14 protein-coding genes are annotated in these 15,935 nt (G+C 69.7%); 7 read left to right on the top strand and 7 right to left on the bottom strand.

Translation table 11 applies throughout. The features are described from left to right. Nucleotides 1-101: 101 nt before the first annotated feature. Nucleotides 102-956 (bottom strand): Bax inhibitor-1/YccA family protein, encoded by an 855-nt coding sequence (locus ACWCPQ_RS33135; protein ID WP_449906477.1) that lies wholly within the window; start codon nucleotides 954-956, stop codon nucleotides 102-104. Nucleotides 957-1,285: 329 nt separating this feature from the next. On the opposite strand from ACWCPQ_RS33135, the gene ACWCPQ_RS33130 reads away from it, so the two are divergent. Together ACWCPQ_RS33130 and ACWCPQ_RS33125 are read left to right on the top strand one after the other, a co-directional pair. Next, entirely contained in the window at nucleotides 1,286-2,449 is a 1,164-nt protein-coding gene (locus ACWCPQ_RS33130) for a hypothetical protein (RefSeq protein WP_449906474.1), read from the top strand. A gap of 67 nt (nucleotides 2,450-2,516) precedes the next feature. Next, nucleotides 2,517-2,978 carry a MarR family winged helix-turn-helix transcriptional regulator gene (locus ACWCPQ_RS33125; protein WP_449906471.1) on the top strand — a complete coding sequence of 154 codons (462 nt, stop codon included), beginning with the start codon at nucleotides 2,517-2,519 and terminating at the stop codon, nucleotides 2,976-2,978. 13 nt (nucleotides 2,979-2,991) lie between these two features. Here ACWCPQ_RS33125 and ACWCPQ_RS33120 read toward each other — a convergent pair whose 3' ends face one another. Further along, the gene (locus ACWCPQ_RS33120) at nucleotides 2,992-4,116 is read right to left on the bottom strand and encodes a serine/threonine-protein kinase (protein ID WP_449906468.1); all 1,125 of its coding nucleotides are present in this window, start codon (nucleotides 4,114-4,116) and stop codon (nucleotides 2,992-2,994) included. 236 nt (nucleotides 4,117-4,352) lie between these two features. Between ACWCPQ_RS33120 and ACWCPQ_RS33115 the strand changes: the two genes are divergently transcribed. Beyond that, nucleotides 4,353-5,144, top strand: a complete 792-nt coding sequence (locus ACWCPQ_RS33115; protein ID WP_449906466.1) for a hypothetical protein — start codon at nucleotides 4,353-4,355, stop codon at nucleotides 5,142-5,144. After that, entirely contained in the window at nucleotides 5,134-6,720 is a 1,587-nt protein-coding gene (locus ACWCPQ_RS33110) for a DNA polymerase Y family protein (RefSeq protein WP_449906463.1), read from the top strand. The genes ACWCPQ_RS33115 and ACWCPQ_RS33110 overlap by 11 nt, the downstream gene beginning before the upstream one ends. 9 nt (nucleotides 6,721-6,729) lie before the next feature. Here ACWCPQ_RS33110 and ACWCPQ_RS33105 read toward each other — a convergent pair whose 3' ends face one another. Then, the gene (locus ACWCPQ_RS33105; protein ID WP_449906460.1) at nucleotides 6,730-7,260 is read right to left on the bottom strand and encodes a hypothetical protein; all 531 of its coding nucleotides are present in this window, start codon (nucleotides 7,258-7,260) and stop codon (nucleotides 6,730-6,732) included. A 157-nt stretch (nucleotides 7,261-7,417) separates the two neighbouring features. Beyond that, on the bottom strand, nucleotides 7,418-8,041 hold the full coding sequence (locus ACWCPQ_RS33100) for an AMIN-like domain-containing (lipo)protein (protein WP_449906457.1): 624 nt from the start codon (nucleotides 8,039-8,041) through the stop codon (nucleotides 7,418-7,420). 220 nt (nucleotides 8,042-8,261) lie between these two features. Between ACWCPQ_RS33100 and ACWCPQ_RS33095 the strand changes: the two genes are divergently transcribed. Beyond that, entirely contained in the window at nucleotides 8,262-9,419 is a 1,158-nt protein-coding gene (locus tag ACWCPQ_RS33095; protein ID WP_449906455.1) for a class I SAM-dependent methyltransferase, read from the top strand. Nucleotides 9,420-9,426: 7 nt separating this feature from the next. Here the strand turns inward: ACWCPQ_RS33095 and ACWCPQ_RS33090 are convergent, their stop codons facing one another. Together ACWCPQ_RS33090 and ACWCPQ_RS33085 are read right to left on the bottom strand one after the other, a co-directional pair. After that, nucleotides 9,427-10,083, bottom strand: coding sequence for a response regulator (locus ACWCPQ_RS33090; protein WP_449906516.1), 657 nt, complete (start codon nucleotides 10,081-10,083; stop codon nucleotides 9,427-9,429). A 400-nt stretch (nucleotides 10,084-10,483) separates the two neighbouring features. Then, nucleotides 10,484-11,932, bottom strand: a complete 1,449-nt coding sequence (locus ACWCPQ_RS33085) for an ATP-binding protein (protein WP_449906453.1) — start codon at nucleotides 11,930-11,932, stop codon at nucleotides 10,484-10,486. A gap of 159 nt (nucleotides 11,933-12,091) precedes the next feature. On the opposite strand from ACWCPQ_RS33085, the gene ACWCPQ_RS33080 reads away from it, so the two are divergent. Next, the gene (locus ACWCPQ_RS33080; protein WP_449906450.1) at nucleotides 12,092-13,687 is read left to right on the top strand and encodes a PspC domain-containing protein; all 1,596 of its coding nucleotides are present in this window, start codon (nucleotides 12,092-12,094) and stop codon (nucleotides 13,685-13,687) included. Further along, nucleotides 13,680-13,913 (top strand): hypothetical protein, encoded by a 234-nt coding sequence (locus ACWCPQ_RS33075; RefSeq protein WP_449906447.1) that lies wholly within the window; start codon nucleotides 13,680-13,682, stop codon nucleotides 13,911-13,913. Before ACWCPQ_RS33080 ends, ACWCPQ_RS33075 begins: the two co-directional genes overlap by 8 nt. 64 nt (nucleotides 13,914-13,977) lie before the next feature. On the opposite strand, the gene guaA is transcribed toward ACWCPQ_RS33075, so the two are convergent. Further along, nucleotides 13,978-15,555 carry a glutamine-hydrolyzing GMP synthase gene (guaA, locus tag ACWCPQ_RS33070; RefSeq protein ID WP_449906445.1) on the bottom strand — a complete coding sequence of 526 codons (1,578 nt, stop codon included), beginning with the start codon at nucleotides 15,553-15,555 and terminating at the stop codon, nucleotides 13,978-13,980. Between the last annotated feature and the right edge of the window lie 380 nt (nucleotides 15,556-15,935).

Below are 15,935 nucleotides of genomic sequence, written 5' to 3'. Positions count from 1 at the left end.
CGTTCTCGCCACGTCGGCGTCGATTTACCTCTGGTCAACGCCCGTATACGACGACGGCCCCCATCGAAATGAGGGCCGTCGTCGCAACAGTGTCGGTGCTACTAGTCGCTCTGGAAGTAGCTCAGCAGGCGCAGGATCTCCACGTAGAGCCAGACCAGGGTGACCGTGAGGCCCAGGGCCACACCCCAGGCCGCCTTCGGCGGAGCCTGGGCGCGGATGAGCTGGTCGGCGGCATCGAAGTCCAGCAGGAAGCTGAACGCGGCAATGGCGATGACCACCAGGCTGAAGATGATCGCGACCGGGCCGCCGTCACGCAGGCCGAAGCCGCCGTCGGTGAAGAAGCTCGCGATCAGGTTGCCCACGACCAGGACCAGGATGCCGATCATGGCGCCGATCAGCATGCGGGTGAACCGTGGGGTGACCCGGATGGCTCCGGTCTTGTAGACGACCAGCATGCCGGCGAATACACCGAAGGTGCCCAGGATGGCCTGGCCGATCATGCCCGCGCCGCCCGCGCCACCGAAGCTGATATCGGTGAACATGAACGACAGGGCGCCGACGAAGACACCTTCGGCGACCGCATAGGAGAGCACGAGCGCCGGGTTGTCGGCCTTGTTGCCGAAGGTGGCGACGAGTACGAGAACCAGGCCGATGAGGCCACCACCGATGACGAACAGCGGCGCCAGGCCGTTGTTGGCACTGGTCAGGATGTAGGTGACCAGGGCGGACAGCGCGAGGACACCCAGGGTGATACCGGTCTTGGTGACCACGTCGTCGATGGTCAGCGACCGGGTCGGCGCCTGCGGATAGGGCTGCTGATATTGCTGCGGATACTGCTGCTGGTTGCCGTACTGGTAACCCAGCTGACCCGCGCCGGCGGCAGCCGAGCCGAAGCTCGCGTAGCCGGTTTCCTGCTTCGGCAGATTCTTGAATACCGGATTGCTTGTGGCGCGCACCGCAAATCCCTTTCTCGGAGTTCGTTGGCCATACCGGAGCACGACCGTCGGCTCGAGCTGTTACTCGATATCCAACTGTCCATCCAACGATCACGGCCCCCGGTGGAGTTCCCGGGCGAGACGACAAGACAGACAAACCGGACCTTACCGCCGGTCGGGCCCGAATGGACCACGGACCGGCATAAACTCCGCCCTCGCCGACGGCGGATTCGGATATCGGCTGTTCGCGGGGTGTTGTATCCAATTACGCAAGATTCTTGCCTATAATCGTTCCGCCGCCGCGGCGGCGGTCACATCCCGGCACCGGCGGAATACGGAAACGAGGCGATATGTCCCGAGGCGCTCGCACAACTCGGCACGCCACCCGGGCGCTGGCACTGGCCGTGGCGGCCGGTTGCGCCGCGGCGTTCCCGACGCCGGCCGCCCCCGCCACCGCGGCACCACCGGAGGTCACCTGCGGTTGGAGCCCGCGGATCGGGGCGGGCACGTTCAACGTCGCCTTTCCCGACACCTTCGCCGACTACTGGATGACCCTGGTACCCGCCGCCCCCGGAACGAGCGTGACCCTGCGTGGCCAGTTCCCGCACGCGCGGTACATGTCGTTCGTCTCGTACTCGTCCGGTACCGCGACCGGCATCCTCACCGATACCGCGATCACACCCGACACCGGCTCGGTGAACCCTTTCCCGGCGGGTGCCGACCGACAGAACGCGAACCGGTCCTACACGATCCGGGTGATCGCCGGAGACCGCCCGGCGAATCCCGAACCCGATACGCTCTATGCACCGGCCACCGACGGCGTGATCCCGGTGATCTACCGGGTCTACCGCCCCGATACGGGACGCGACGCGATGGGCGGCACCGGACTACCGCGGGCCACGGTCGGCACTCCCGGCGGCGGGACGGTGGAACTCGCCGACTGCGCCGCGAGCACCAGCGATGCCGACCCGCACGGCGTATTCCCGGAGAGTCGCATCCGAGCGGGCGGGCGAGCCACCCCGCCGCCACACGCGCCGCAATGGGCCGGACGCGACGGCGGCGGACTGTTCCCCAACCCCGACAACAAATACCTGGCCACCCTGGTGGACTCCGGCCGGACCGCGGTCGTCCGCGGCAGGCTTCCCCGTACCCCCGACACCTTCTCCGCAACACCGCGGATGGAATCCGCCCAGCTGCGGTACTGGTCGATATGCAGTGGGGACGGGCCGTCGACCAGCACGCTGGGCTGCCTGGTCGACGACGAGATCCCGCTCGACGGGAACGGGGAATTCACGATCGTGGTCTCCGCCCCGGAGAACCGGCCGGACCCGGGCTGCGGCATCGCCTGGCTGCCCGCGAACTCCGGGGAGACGCTGCTGATCATGCGGAACATGCTGCCCGCCGCGGACTTTCCCGGTTCGATCCAGAACGCCGATCCGGAGAATCCGGAACCGGTGCTGGGCCCCTATTATCCGGAAGTCACCTACCCGGCCGGTACGGACGGACTCTGCTGACCCGCCGGCCGGCGCCCTCTCCGCCGTGGGCATCGGCGCGCGGCGGGCTCGGCGAGAATCGGTCGTCATGAGCGAGTCCACCGCCGCGCCGTCCTCACCGGCCGTACTGCTGTACCGGCTCACCCGTGCCACGAGTGTCCGGCTGGCCACGGCGTTCGCCGCCGCGGGTATGACCGACCTGCATCCGCGCCATGCCCTGCAACTCTTCCCACCGCTACTGACGGGCGGACAGCGGGTCTCCGAGCTCGCGCCGCGGATCGGGGTCACCCGGCAGGCCACCGCGCAGGTGGTGGGCACACTCGAACGCGGCGGCTATCTCGTCCGCGCCGCGGACCCCACCGATCGGCGCGCCAAGCTCATCTGCCTGACCGACCGCGGCCGGGCGGCCTTCGAGGTACTGCGCGACAGCATGATCTCGGTGGAAGCGGATTGGGCGCGGACGCTGGGCGCCGGTCGCGCGGCCGAGTTCCGGAAGATGCTGGCGCTACTGCTCGACGAATCCGGTAGCGGCGGAGAGCTACCCGGCTGAGCACGACCCGGCGCTACATCACCATGACGAGGATCACGATGATGATGAGCAGCCCGATCAGCAGGCCGACGGTGACGGCCACGGTCGGACTGAGCTGTTTCGAACCACCCGGCGCGGCGGGAGCCGCGACCGCGGCGGGCCGCGGCGGTTGCGGCTGCGCGCGACGGGGCAGCGGCCCGGAGCGGGGGCTGCGCAGTCCGGCCGCGGAGTTACGGGCCGCCCACGCGGGAATGGTGCCGTCTTCGGTACGAACCGGCGCGCCGAGGATATTTCCGGCCGCACCGGGACCGAACGCGGCGGCCAAGATCTCGTCGCGCGCTTCGGCCATGGTGGGCCGTCGCTGCGGGGCGGGTTCCATCATGTGCAGCAGCGCCCCGGTGAGCGCGCCGCTGCGAGCGGGCGGAATGATCTGCGCCATGGCGGCGCGTTCCACGATGGCGCCGGTATCGTCGTCCATCCCGAACGGCGGCTGCCCCTCGATGGCGGTGTAGAGGGTGGCACCGAGCGAGAACACATCGCTGGCCGCGGTGGGCTGGTGGCCGCGCGCCACCTCCGGTGGCAGGTAGGCGGGCGTACCGGTGATCATCCCGTCCGGTTCGTCGGCGGCCTCGGTGACATTGCGCGAGATACCGAAATCGCTCAGCTTCGCCATCCCGACCCCGGGCCCGCGGTCGGCGACGAGGATATTGCCCGGTTTGATATCGCGGTGCACGATCCCGACGTGGTGCGCGGCGGCCAGCGCGTCGGCGACCTGGGCACCGATCTGAGCCACCTCGATCACCGACAGGGCATTCACCAGCGAGAGGGCCCGGGCCACGCTGCGCGAGGGCAGATGCTCCATTACCAGCCAGGGCTCACCGGCTTCGAGCACCACGTCGTAGACGGCGATGGCGTGCTCATGGGACAGTTTCGCCGCGACCCGGCCCTCGTGCACGATCTGGTCGCGGATCCGCCGGGCATGCGCCTCGTCCATCCCGGCGGTGGACAGCACCTGTTTGATGGCGACCTCGCGGTCCAGCAGCCGATCCCTGGCCTCCCATACCGCTCCCATGCCGCCTCCGCCCAGTTTCGACTGCAGGCGGTATCGGCCGGCGACCAGATAGTCCGGGCCGACGATGGGGCGGGGGCGATCGATCATGGGAGTGAGACTAGCCGAATTCGGTGGTAGCTGGCCGGATTCGAAGCCGGACCGCGCAACACGTGACTGCGTTCACTACAGCGGGTCGTAGCTATTCGCGCGGGTGCTTCCGGGGGCGGGTTCCAGCCTATAGTCTGTCGAATGTATGTTCGAAACAGGAGGTAGCTGGGGCGGTGCCGGCCACTTCGGTGCGACCGGCCGACGGTCCGGCATCCGTCGCGGAAGTGGGTGAGAGTATGACGGCACGACCCCCGAAGGCCAGCGGCGCGCAGCTGCGCGAACTGGCGCAACTGCGGCGGGCACGAGCGGCGAGCGGCGGATGTGTACCCGGTCCCACGGCGGTCCCACGCGGCGAGAACGGCCTGCCCGCGCCGGTGGCCGCGGCGACCGGCCTGCGGCGGGAGATCCTGCCCGTACCCTCGCCCCTGGCTCCCCTGCTGCCCGACGGCGGCCTGGTCAAGGGCACCGTGACGGCTTACACCGGTGCTGGATCGTTGCTGGCCGGGCTACTCGCCACCGTCACCGGGTCGGGTGGGCACGCGGCCGCGGTCGGGTTGCCCCGGCTGGGCCTGCTCGCGACCGCGGAGATGGGTGCCCGGCTGGACCGGCTCGCCGTGGTCGCCGACGCCGGCCGGGATCCGGTGGAGGTGGCGGCGGTATTGCTCGACGGTATGGAGCTGGTGGTACTCGGTCTCGGCGGCGCCACCGTAGCTCCCGCGCGCGCCCGGGTACTCACCGCGAAGGCCCGGGGGAAAGCGGCCACACTGATCGTCACCGGCGGCTCCTGGCCGGCCCCGGACCTGAACGTGGAGGCGAAGGTCTCCGGTTACACCGGACTCGGCACGGGCAGCGGGCGTATCCGCTCGATCGCCCTGGACGTAGCGGTCCGCACCGGAACCGGTATGCCACAGCGAGGCAGGCTGGTCGCCCGCCCGCTGGGCGGCCGGGTGGAGTGGACGGTCCCGGACAACGCGGCGACCGGCGACGGGAACGCCCCGGAACGGCGGGAGCGCATCGTTGCCTCCTGATCGGACCGCGGTCACGCCGCGCGGCGGTCCGCGCGTCCTGGCGGTGTGGTGCCCGGACTGGCCGGCGGTCGCGGCGGCGGCGAGCGCGGGCCTGCCACCGGAACAAGCGCTGGCGGTCCTGCACGCGAACCGGGTCGTCACCTGTTCGGCCGCCGCCCGCGAGGCCGGGGTACGGCGCGGTATGCGTAAACGCGAAGCACAGGGTCGCTGCCCGGAACTGGCGGTGGCCCAACAAGACCCGGACCGCGATGCCCGGCTGTTCGAACCGGTCGCGGCGACCGTCGATACGCTCGCCTCCGGTGTGGAAGTACTGCGGCCCGGGCTGCTGGCACTGTCCGCGCGCGGCGTCATCCGCTACTTCGGTTCCGCCGAGGCCGCGGCCCGCCGGTTCCTCGCCGCCCTGGCGGCTGCCGGAGTGGAGGCCAAGGTGGGCATCGCCGACGAACTGCCCACCGCGATCATCGCCGCCCGGCACGGGGCTCTCGTACCGCCGGGGCAGGACGCGTCCTTCCTGGCGCCACTGCCGATCGGGGAACTGGCCGTCGAACCCGGTCCAGCGGCCGCGGAACGAGCCGCGCTCCTCGATCTGCTGCACCGGCTGGGTCTGCGCCGTATCGCCGATTTCGCCGAGCTGACCCCGGCCCAGGTGACCTCCCGGTTCGGTGCAGACGCGATACTCGCGCACCGGATGGCCCGCGCACTACCGGAACGCCCACCGGCGCCCCGGCACCCCGCGCCCGAACTGGAAGTCCGGCTGCCCTGCGACCCGCCGATCGACCGGGTGGACCGGGCCGCGTTCGCCGGACGGCTCCTGGCCACCAGGCTGAGCGCGACACTGTCGGCCGCCACGCTGGCCTGTACCCGACTGGAGATCCGTGCCGAAACCGACACCGGCGAGCACCTGTCGCGAGTCTGGCGCTGCGCCGAACCGCTGACCGCCGATGGTGTCGCCGACCGGGTGCGCTGGCAACTGGACGGCTGGCTGACCCGCCCGCCCGGGGGCCGGCCCACCGGCCCGATCATCCTGCTGCACCTGATCCCGGTGGAACTGGTGCCGGCCGCCGCCCTGCAACTCGGCCTGTGGGGCGATACCGGATCGGGTGACGAACGCGCACTGCGCGCACTGGTCCGGGTCCAAGGGCTGCTCGGCGGGGACGCGGTGCAGGTGGGAGTGCTCAGCGGCGGGCGTGGCCCGGCCGAACGGGTCACCATGGTCGCCTTCGGCGACGAACCGGCCCCGCATACCGATCCGGCGCCGCCCTGGCCGGGCCGGATACCCGAACCCGCACCCGCCGTCATCATGCTCGACCGCCCGCCGGTCACCCTGGAATCCGCCGACGGGGCACCCGTGCGGATCACCGAGCGCGGCCGATTCAGCGGCCCCCCGGCCCGGTTGCGCTGGGGACGATCCAGCTGGCGGCTCACCGCATGGGCCGGGCCCTGGCTGCTGGACGAACTGTGGTGGTCGCCCGGTGCGACGCCCAGCGCCCGCGCCCAGGTGGAACTACCCGGCCCGCACAGCCTGCTGCTGTTCGTCCAGAACGACCGGTGGTACGTGGAAGGGCTCTACGAGTGAACGCGCCGCTCAGTACCCGTTGCAGGAATCGAACGCGGCGTCCTTGTCCTTGTTGAACGTATCGATCTGACCGTTCACCTCTTCGACCGAGGCATTGCGTTCCAGCAGGTCGGCCAGCGATTTCAGATTGTCGCGGTAGGTGCGCATCGGGGTGGAGACATCGTTGGGCACATCCGGGTTCAGATTCTCGTCGATCTTCCCGGCGGTATTGCGCAGCGCGGTGATCGCGGCCTGCTTCTTCGGCTCGAGATCGGGGGCCTTCGCGTCACTGGCGTCGATATAGGCGTTGAAGGCGTCGACCGCGGGGTTGTTGTTGTCGCGCAACGCCTCGCAGACATCGGTGGCGGCCGCGGCCGCGGCGGCCGCCCGGGAGGAGGAGGCCGCGGCCGACGAGGATTCGACCTCGGAGGTGTAGAGCTGCAACTCGGACTGGTTCACCTGGGCGGTGCCGGTCACGGTGTTCGAGCAGGCAACGAGGAAACCGCCCGCGACCAGCGCGGTCGCGGCAGCGGCCAGGCCGGCTCGTTCGAATCGTCGCATTGGTGTTGAACTCCCCTCGGATGCCCACGACCCCGTATTTTCGCACCGGCGCGCCGGACATCTGAGCCGCCGGTGCTGTCAACCGTACTGTGTCGGGTCGTATTTCGACCGCCCAGCCTGACCATTGATGATCAACCGATACCGGGATCCACCCACGCTAACCCGTCGCGATATCGATGACCAGTCGATTCGGCATCACAGCGGACGATACGGTAAAGCCCGGTTCGTCGGTGGCCACCCCGATGAACGACTGGGTGACCCCTTCGTACACGGTGGTCCGATAGACCCCGGCGATCCCGGGGACCGCCGGATCGACGGCCGGGTCCGGGCCGGCGTAGGGCATCACCTGGCTGTCGAAGGGATAGGCGGACCCGGTGATCCGCACCTCGAGCACCGAATCGCCGGCCACGTCCAGCTCCCGGCCGCTGCCGTCCTGGAGGGCCCGCCCGGTGTACCACACGCTCCAGCCCGGAGTGCCCGCTCCACCGAGTTCGTACTCCACCCGATCGAACCCGGGATGGCGGCTCAGCCGGATATCGGTGACGGTCAGCTGAGCTCCCGGCGACGCTTCCCCCTGTTTGGGCACCGTATCGTCCGGCGCGGGCACCGCCTCACCCGGCAACGGTATCGGCGGTACCGGCAACGCCGGGGTGTCCACCTCCGAGGTCGGCACCGCCGGCACCAGCTCCGGGGAGCTGACCGGTGGTGTGGAACCGGAGTCGGCGCATGCCGTGAGACAACCCAGCATCGCCGCCACTACCAGAACCTGCCCGGTACGCATGGGGGCGATGCTAACCGCCGCTGCCGCTGTCCTGCGGTAATACGCTCTCCTCGGGTGTGCCACGGGAGGTGCGGGCTGCGATCGCGGGCCGGCCGGCCGAGATGCCCGGTGCCGCGGACGTAGCCGGAGCCGGGCCGGAGAACGGGACGCTCACCGGGGCCCGAGCGTATCCGGCGGGGTGGCCGGCGGGCCGCGGCAACGATCTAGCACACTTGTTCACGTGCGAGACGTGGAGGACCTGCTGGGAAGGTTGCGCCGCTATCCGGATGTGGAGGCCGCCAACCTGTATGCCGTCGATGCCGCCGACCGCCTGATTCTCGACGTGGCCGCGGATGCGCTCACCGAAGCCGCCGACGCCCGGGAAACAGTCGCCGTGATCGGCGACGGCTACGGCGCCCTCACCCTCGGCGCGGCCGCTGCCCATGATCTGCACGGACTCCGGGTCCATCAGGACCTGCTCACCGGCGAACTCGCCCTGGCGGCCAACGCTCGAGCCCTCGGACTGGCCGACCGTTACACGGCGCACCCGCTCGGCGAAAGCCTGCTCGCCGGCGCGACCGTCGTCCTGCTGCGGCTACCGCGGGTCCTGGCCGGTCTGGCCGAAATCGCCGAGGCCGTCGCCCGATACGCCCACCCCACGGTCCGGATCTACGCCGGTGGCCGCGACAAATACCTCACCAAGGCCATGAACGACGTACTGGCCGAATCGTTCGCCGAAGTACGCGCCAGCCGCGGCCGACAGAAATCGCGCACCCTGCTGGTGCGCGGACCGAAACCGGTAGGCGCTTCCCGGTTTCCGCTCCACGAGCACATCGGCGAACTCGATATCGACGTGGTCGCCCACGGCGCGGCGTTCTCCGGCACCCGGCTCGATATCGGTACCCGGTTCCTGCTGGAACATCTGCGTGCGATGAAACCCGACGCCCGCGACGCCGTCGATCTCGGTTGCGGCACCGGCATCCTGGCCGTGGCCCTCGCCCGATCCCGGCCCGGCCTCGCCGTGGTCGGCACCGACCAATCCGCCGCCGCCGTCGCCTCGGCCACCGCGACCGCCGCCGCCAACCAGGTCACCGAGCAGGTCCGGGTGGTCCGCGACGACGCCATGTCCGGCGCCCCCGACAACAGTGCCGACCTGGTCGTATGCAATCCGCCGTTCCATGTCGGCGCGGCCGTGCACACCGGATCGGCCATCAAGATGTTCGCCCAGACCGGCCGGGTACTGCGGCCCGGCGGCGAACTGTGGACCGTGTACAACAACCATCTCAACCATCGCACCGTGGTCGAACGAATGGTCGGGCGCACCGAGGTGATGGGCCGCAACCGGAAGTTCACCGTCACCCGCTCGGTCCGCGGCCTGCACGACCCCGCCCGCCCCTGACACAGCCTCAGTCGATACGCCGCCGATGCGCCCAGCGCGTCAACGCGTTCCGGTTGGACTGCTGGGTCTTGCGCAGCACATTAGAGGCATGGGTCTCCACTGTTTTCACCGAGATGAACAACTTCTCGGCGATCTCCCGATAGGTGTAACCGCGGGCCAGGAGCCGCAGCACCTCCAGCTCGCGCGGCGTCAGCGAATCCAGCTCCGGATCCAGCGGCGGCTCGGGCACCGGAGACTTCCCGGTGAACGAATCCAGCACGAAACCGGCCAGCCGCGGGCTGAACACCGCATCACCACCGGCCACCCGGCGGATCCCGTCGGCCAGTTCGGCGCCGGAAATCGTCTTGGTCACATAGCCCCGGGCACCGGCCCGGATCACCGCGATCACATCCTCGGCGGCATCGGACACGCTCAACGCCAGACATACCGGGCCACTGTCGATACCGTGCAGCACCGCCACCCCGCCCCCGTCGGGCATATGCACGTCGAGCAACACCACATCGGGTTTCGCGCTGTTGATTCCCGCCACGGCCTCGGACACACCACCGGCTTCCCCCACGACCTCCATATCCGTCTCCCGGCTCAACTCGGCCCGCACCCCGGACCGGAAGACAGCGTGATCGTCCACCAGAAAAACCCGCACACTCAACCTCGCTGTACTCATGGCACGCCTGCGGCGCGCGGGGTCGAGGCCCCCGAGGTCCCGCCGTTGCGCGGCCGAGACTCGCGCCTGCGGCGCATGCGACGTGCGGTCGGCCATACGCGGAATGTAACCGTTGAGCACCTCCGGCCAACGGCGGGACGGGCCTCGACCATTGTGGACCTCGTAAGACCCGGTTCCGGGTGGGCAGCCGGGTCGGACGAGGTGTTTTCGGCAATTATCGTTCGGTACCCGGATCCGGGCGCAGCCGGGCCGGGATTCGAGTGCCGGCCCGGCTGATTCGCGGCGACCGAGCAGAAGTACACGGCCGAGGCAGCGGACGGGGTATCGGCCGGTACGGCGGCGGGCCCGATCGCCCCGGGCGCTCGGCGAGACCGGAACCGAGCGGTCCCCACGTGAATCATCAGCGGCCGGGGCGCGCCGGATCGGCATCGGTCCGGCGGATCCCGCTGAGACCGGCGGCAACGGAGCTCCTCCGGCCGGGAGCGGGACTCTCCGGCTCGGTATCGGTGACAGGTCCGGCAGTCTCCGGGGCGGCGGAACTCACGGCAGCGACGCGGGTGTCGTCCGCCGAATCCGCCGCTTCGGAAGTCCCGGAATCGTTGCGCGGCATGAATATGCGTACTTCGGTGCCCCGTCCCGGCTCCGACACGATCTCCACCGTGCCGCCGCGCCGCTCCACCCGGCCACGAATGGACCGCGCCAGCCCGTGCCGATCCTCCGGAACGGCAGCGGGATCGAACCCGGCGCCGCGGTCGCGGACGAACACGCTCACCTGGTGCGGTTCGGCCTCGGCGAACAGATCGATATCGGCGACACCGGCATGTTTCGCCGCGTTCACCAGGGCTTCCCGAGTAGCGCCCAGGACCGCGGTGAAATGCTCCTTCGGCAGACCGGAACCGCGTTCCTCCCCGTCCATCGCGACATCGCCCACTGTCACCGGCGTGACCTTCACCCCGTGCTGATCCTCCACCTCACCGGCGATGGTGCGCAGCGCGGCGGCCAGACTGGATTCGGCCGGACCCGAATCGGCGAACAGCCAGCGCCGAAGTTCGCGTTCCTGACTGCGGGCCAGCCGCAGTACCTCGTGCGGGTCGCTCGCCTGACGCTGAATCAACGCCAGCGTCTGCAGCACCGAATCGTGCAGGTGGGAGGCGATCTCCTCCCGTTCCTCGTTCCGGATACGGGCAGCGCGTTCGGCATTGAGCGAATGCATCAACCGCAGCCCCAGCGGAACAGTCAGCAGGCCCACCCCGATCAGGGTCGCGGCCACCGCCAGCAGCGCCGAACCGAGTGAACCCCAATCCACCTGCGACAACACCACCACCGCGAGACCGGTGACCACCAGCGTCACCCCCGCGATGATCCGCGACCAGGTCACCACCGACGGTTTCGCCGGCATCCCGACCAGCGACCGCGGACCGTCGGCATCGTATTCCCGCCAGACCAGCGCCGCACCCACCGCGATCACCACGATCGGCGCGATCACCCGGGCCGCCGCCCCGCTGAACGCCCACGACACCGCCACCGACAGCCCCAGCCCGAGCAGCGCCAGACCGATCGCCTGCCGGCGTTCGGTACCCGAGGGACGACCCGAATCCGTGCCGTCGGGAGTGAAGATCCACAGCAGGCCGTAGGCGACGATCCCGGCCCCGGCCAGCGCGGCCAGCAGGACGAACGCCATCCGTACCTTGAGCACGTCGATACCGAGATGGTCGGCGACACCGCCGGCCACCCCGCCCACGATCCGGCCGCCCGAGCGGCGGACGAGACGTGGAGTATCGGTACCGGGAACCGCCCCGGGCCCGGCAGCGGCCCCCCGCGTGTAGAAGGCAGGTCCGAACGGGCACATACCCTCGATACTGGCACGGGACCGACGCCGGCAGCCATGGGGAAACACCCTGATATCCGCATCGGCCGCCCCCATCGGCAGTGCTCAGGAGGTTTTCCGGACCAACTTCAGGGTTCCCCCCGATGTGCGCGCCGCTGTTCCGGGCGGACCATGGGATCCATGACGAGAACGAGCTTCGGCGAGCAGCTCCAGCAGATGTGGCAGACGCGACCGGTTCGGTTGCCCCGCCGGGGCCCGATCGCCGGAGTCGCGGCGGGATTCGGCCATCGCTACGGGATCGATCCGGTGCTGGTACGGGTGGCGTTCGTGGTGTCCACCATTTTCGGTGGCGCCGGTATCGTGCTCTACCTCGCCGGATGGCTGCTGTTCCCGGAACCCGGGAGCGGCGGTTCGATGGCGGAGTCGCTCGCCCGCAGTGACCGGCAACCACAGAATCAGACCAAGACGATCGTGCTGATCGTGGCGCTGGCGATCGCGGTGAGCACGATGGGGCCGGTGGGTATCGGCCTCGGCGGATCGGGTGTCATCGCGCTCGCCCTCATGCTCGCCGCCTGGTGGATGCTGCATATGCGCGCCCCGGAACCACCACCGCTACCGCCCGGCGCGTTCGAACCGGAACCGCTGGGCACACCCGGGACGACCGGATATCCCGGCGCCATGTTCCCGCAGAGCGGGGTCGACCCCTACGCTGCGCCGGGCACCGATGTCTACACGCCGTATACGAGACTGCCGGACCGCTATACCCCCGACCCGTCGGCCGCCGCGCCGCAGCAGCCCGCGAAAGCCGCCGAGACCCCGGCAGAGCCCACCGGGACGCATCCGCAGCAGGCTCCCCCGCTGCCGACCGCGAGCGGTGACGCGAACCCCGGCTATTCTTCCACCACCGGGCAGGCCGCGCGCCCAGCCAGCGATACCGGTGCATCGTCCGCCACGCAGGCCGCGGCCTCTCCCGGTGACATGTCGGCTACGGATTCCCCGGCCGTACCCGACGACCGGCCCACCACGGGCACCGCCTCCGGCCCGCCCCCGGGCGTCGGCGCCACCATCAATATGAGCAAGCCCGGCACCGAACGGTTCGAACCCCGCACCCCGCCCGCCTGGGATCCACTCGGCGCCGCCCCGCTGGCCTGGGACCTCCCCGAGCCGACACCGACCCGCACCATGGTCGCGCCGACGGACGCGAAGCACCCGCGATCCCGTTTCACCCCGGTCGTCCTCGGGCTCGCGGTCCTCGCCGCGGCGGGTGCCGGCGCGGCGGCAGTGGCAGGCGTCGAATGGATGACGCCGGGCCGGATCGCCGCGATCGCATTGGCGGTCGTCGCACTGGGGCTGGTGCTCGGTTCGTTCCGGCGCCGCGGGCACGGCCTGCTGCTGGTGACCGCGCCACTGGCGGCGTTCGTGCTGCTGGCCGCGGTGATCGGACCGGTCGACCTGAACAGTTCGACCATGGGTGACCGTACCTGGGCACCGGCCGCGGCCACCGAAGTACGACCGGAGTACACGGTCACCATGGGTTCGGGCACGCTCGACCTGCGCGGTATCGATCTGACGGCGGACCGGACGGTGGATGTGGATGTACACATGGGTCAGGCGGTGGTCCTGATCCCCGAGAACATGAATGTGCGCACCGACTGCACCGTCCGGATGGGTGAGGCGAACTGCCCCGACGGACTGACCGGCCCCGGTGGCGACGCCCCGGTCCTGAACCTGAATGTGCACGTACGTATGGGCGATGCGGAGGTGCGCCGTGGCTGAACAGCAGACAGACAACCGACCCGGCGCGTGCGGAAGAGTTCGGCGCGGCGGCTTCTCCCCCGGACTGTTCTTCGTCGGTCTGCTCGCGCTCGTACTGAGCGCCTGGGCACTGGTCGGGGCCGGTCGCTGGGACCTCACGACGATCGTGCCGATCGGCTGGATCGTCGTCGCGGTCGCCATCGTGGCCGGCCTGGTGCTGGTCGTCTCGCCCCGGAAACGCCGCTAGCGACCGCGCCGCCGACCGGAAACACGGAACCGGCCGGACCTTTCCAGGTCCGGCCGGTTCGTCGTCACTCCCATTCGATGGTGCCCGGCGGTTTGCTCGTCACATCCAGCACCACCCGGTTGACCTCCGCGACCTCGTTGGTGATCCGGGTGGAGATTCGTTCGAGCACCTCGTAGGGCAGCCGCGTCCAGTCCGCGGTCATCGCGTCCTCGCTCGATACCGGCCGCAGCACGATCGGATGCCCGTAGGTGCGGCCGTCGCCCTGTACCCCGACACTGCGTACATCCGCGAGCAACACCACCGGGCACTGCCAGATCTGACCGTCCAGACCGGCCACGGTGAGTTCCTCGCGCGCGATGGCGTCGGCCTGCCGCAGCGTGATCAACCGGTCCTCGGTGACCTCACCGATGATCCGGATCGCCAGGCCCGGGCCCGGGAACGGCTGCCGCGCCACGATCTCCTCCGGCAGTCCGAGTTCCCGGCCGACCGCGCGCACCTCGTCCTTGAACAGCAACCGCAGCGGTTCGACCAGTTCGAACTCCAGATCCTCGGGCAACCCGCCCACATTGTGATGCGATTTGATGTTCGCGGTACCGCTTCCGCCACCGGATTCCACGACATCCGGGTACAACGTCCCCTGGACCAGGAACTCCACTGTCGGCATCGCATCGCCCGCCGCCTGTTCACCGACGACCTCGCCCACCGCGTCCTCGAAGGACCGGATGAACTCCCGGCCGATGATCTTGCGCTTCTCCTCGGGGTCGGTGACCCCTTTCAGCTCGCCCAGGAACTTGTCCACCGCGTCCACGGTGACCAGCCGCGCACCCGTGGCCGCCACGAAATCCCGCTGTACCTGCTCCCGCTCTCCCGCGCGCAACAGACCGTGATCGACGAACACACAGGTCAGCCTGTCACCGATGGCGCGCTGGACCAGTGCCCCCGCCACCGCGCTGTCCACGCCGCCGGACAGCCCGCAGATCGCGTGTTTGTCGCCGATCTGCTCACGAACCCGCTCGATCATGACCTCGGCGATATTGGCGGGGGTCCAGGTGGGCGCGATACCCGCCATATCGTGCAGGAATCGGCTCAACACCTGCTGGCCGTGCGGCGAATGCAGTACCTCGGGGTGGTACTGCACCCCGGCCAGCTTCCGCGCCCGGTTCTCGAATGCCGCGACCGGCGCACCCACCGTCGTACCGGTGACCTCGAACCCCGCCGGCGCGTCGGTGACCGCGTCTCCGTGGCTCATCCACACCGGCTGCACGCCGGGCAGCCCCTCGTGCAGCAGACCGCCGTCGATATCGAGTTCGGTCCGCCCGTACTCCCGCGTCCCCGTGTTGGTGACAGTCCCACCCAGCGCCTGCGCCATGGCCTGAAAGCCGTAACAGATCCCGAAAACCGGCACGTCGAGGTCGAACAACCGCGGATCGAGCGAAGGCGCACCGTCGGCGTACACACTGGCCGGGCCACCGGACAGGATCACCGCGAGCGGCTGCTTCTCCGCGATCTCGGCGACGGTCGCCGTATGCGGCACCACCTCGGAGTAGACATTCGCCTCCCGGACCCGGCGGGCGATCAACTGCGCGTATTGCGCACCGAAGTCGACAACAAGAACGGGTCTCTGGGAATGCGTCACCCGCATGAGTCTAGTGATCGGCGGATACGGCCTCGCAGGTCGGTCACCAGGCACAGAACCGGGGAGTGTTGTCGCGGTGAACCGGCCCCGATGGTACGGACGCAGACCCGCCCGCCGAGGCGCTGCATTCCCAGGCGCGCCCCCCGCACAAGGTCTGAGACCCCGAGGTCGCGCCGCCCACCCCGCGGACCCGCCGTACCAGCACATACGACACGCGCCGGCCCATCCCCACGAGAACAGCCCACAGACAAGCCCGGACGTCGAATGCCCCCGCAACCCCCCGAGTCGAGTTTTACGAGACACCTCGAAGGGTCGAGGCCCGTCTCGCCGTTCAGGCCTCGAAAGCGCATGAGCCGAAGGCTCGAGTCTCGAGGCCTGAACGGCGA

The organism is Nocardia sp. NPDC001965 (assembly GCF_053594175.1).
Note: the sequence above shows the minus strand (reverse complement) of the source record. Positions and strands in the feature narration are given on the sequence as shown.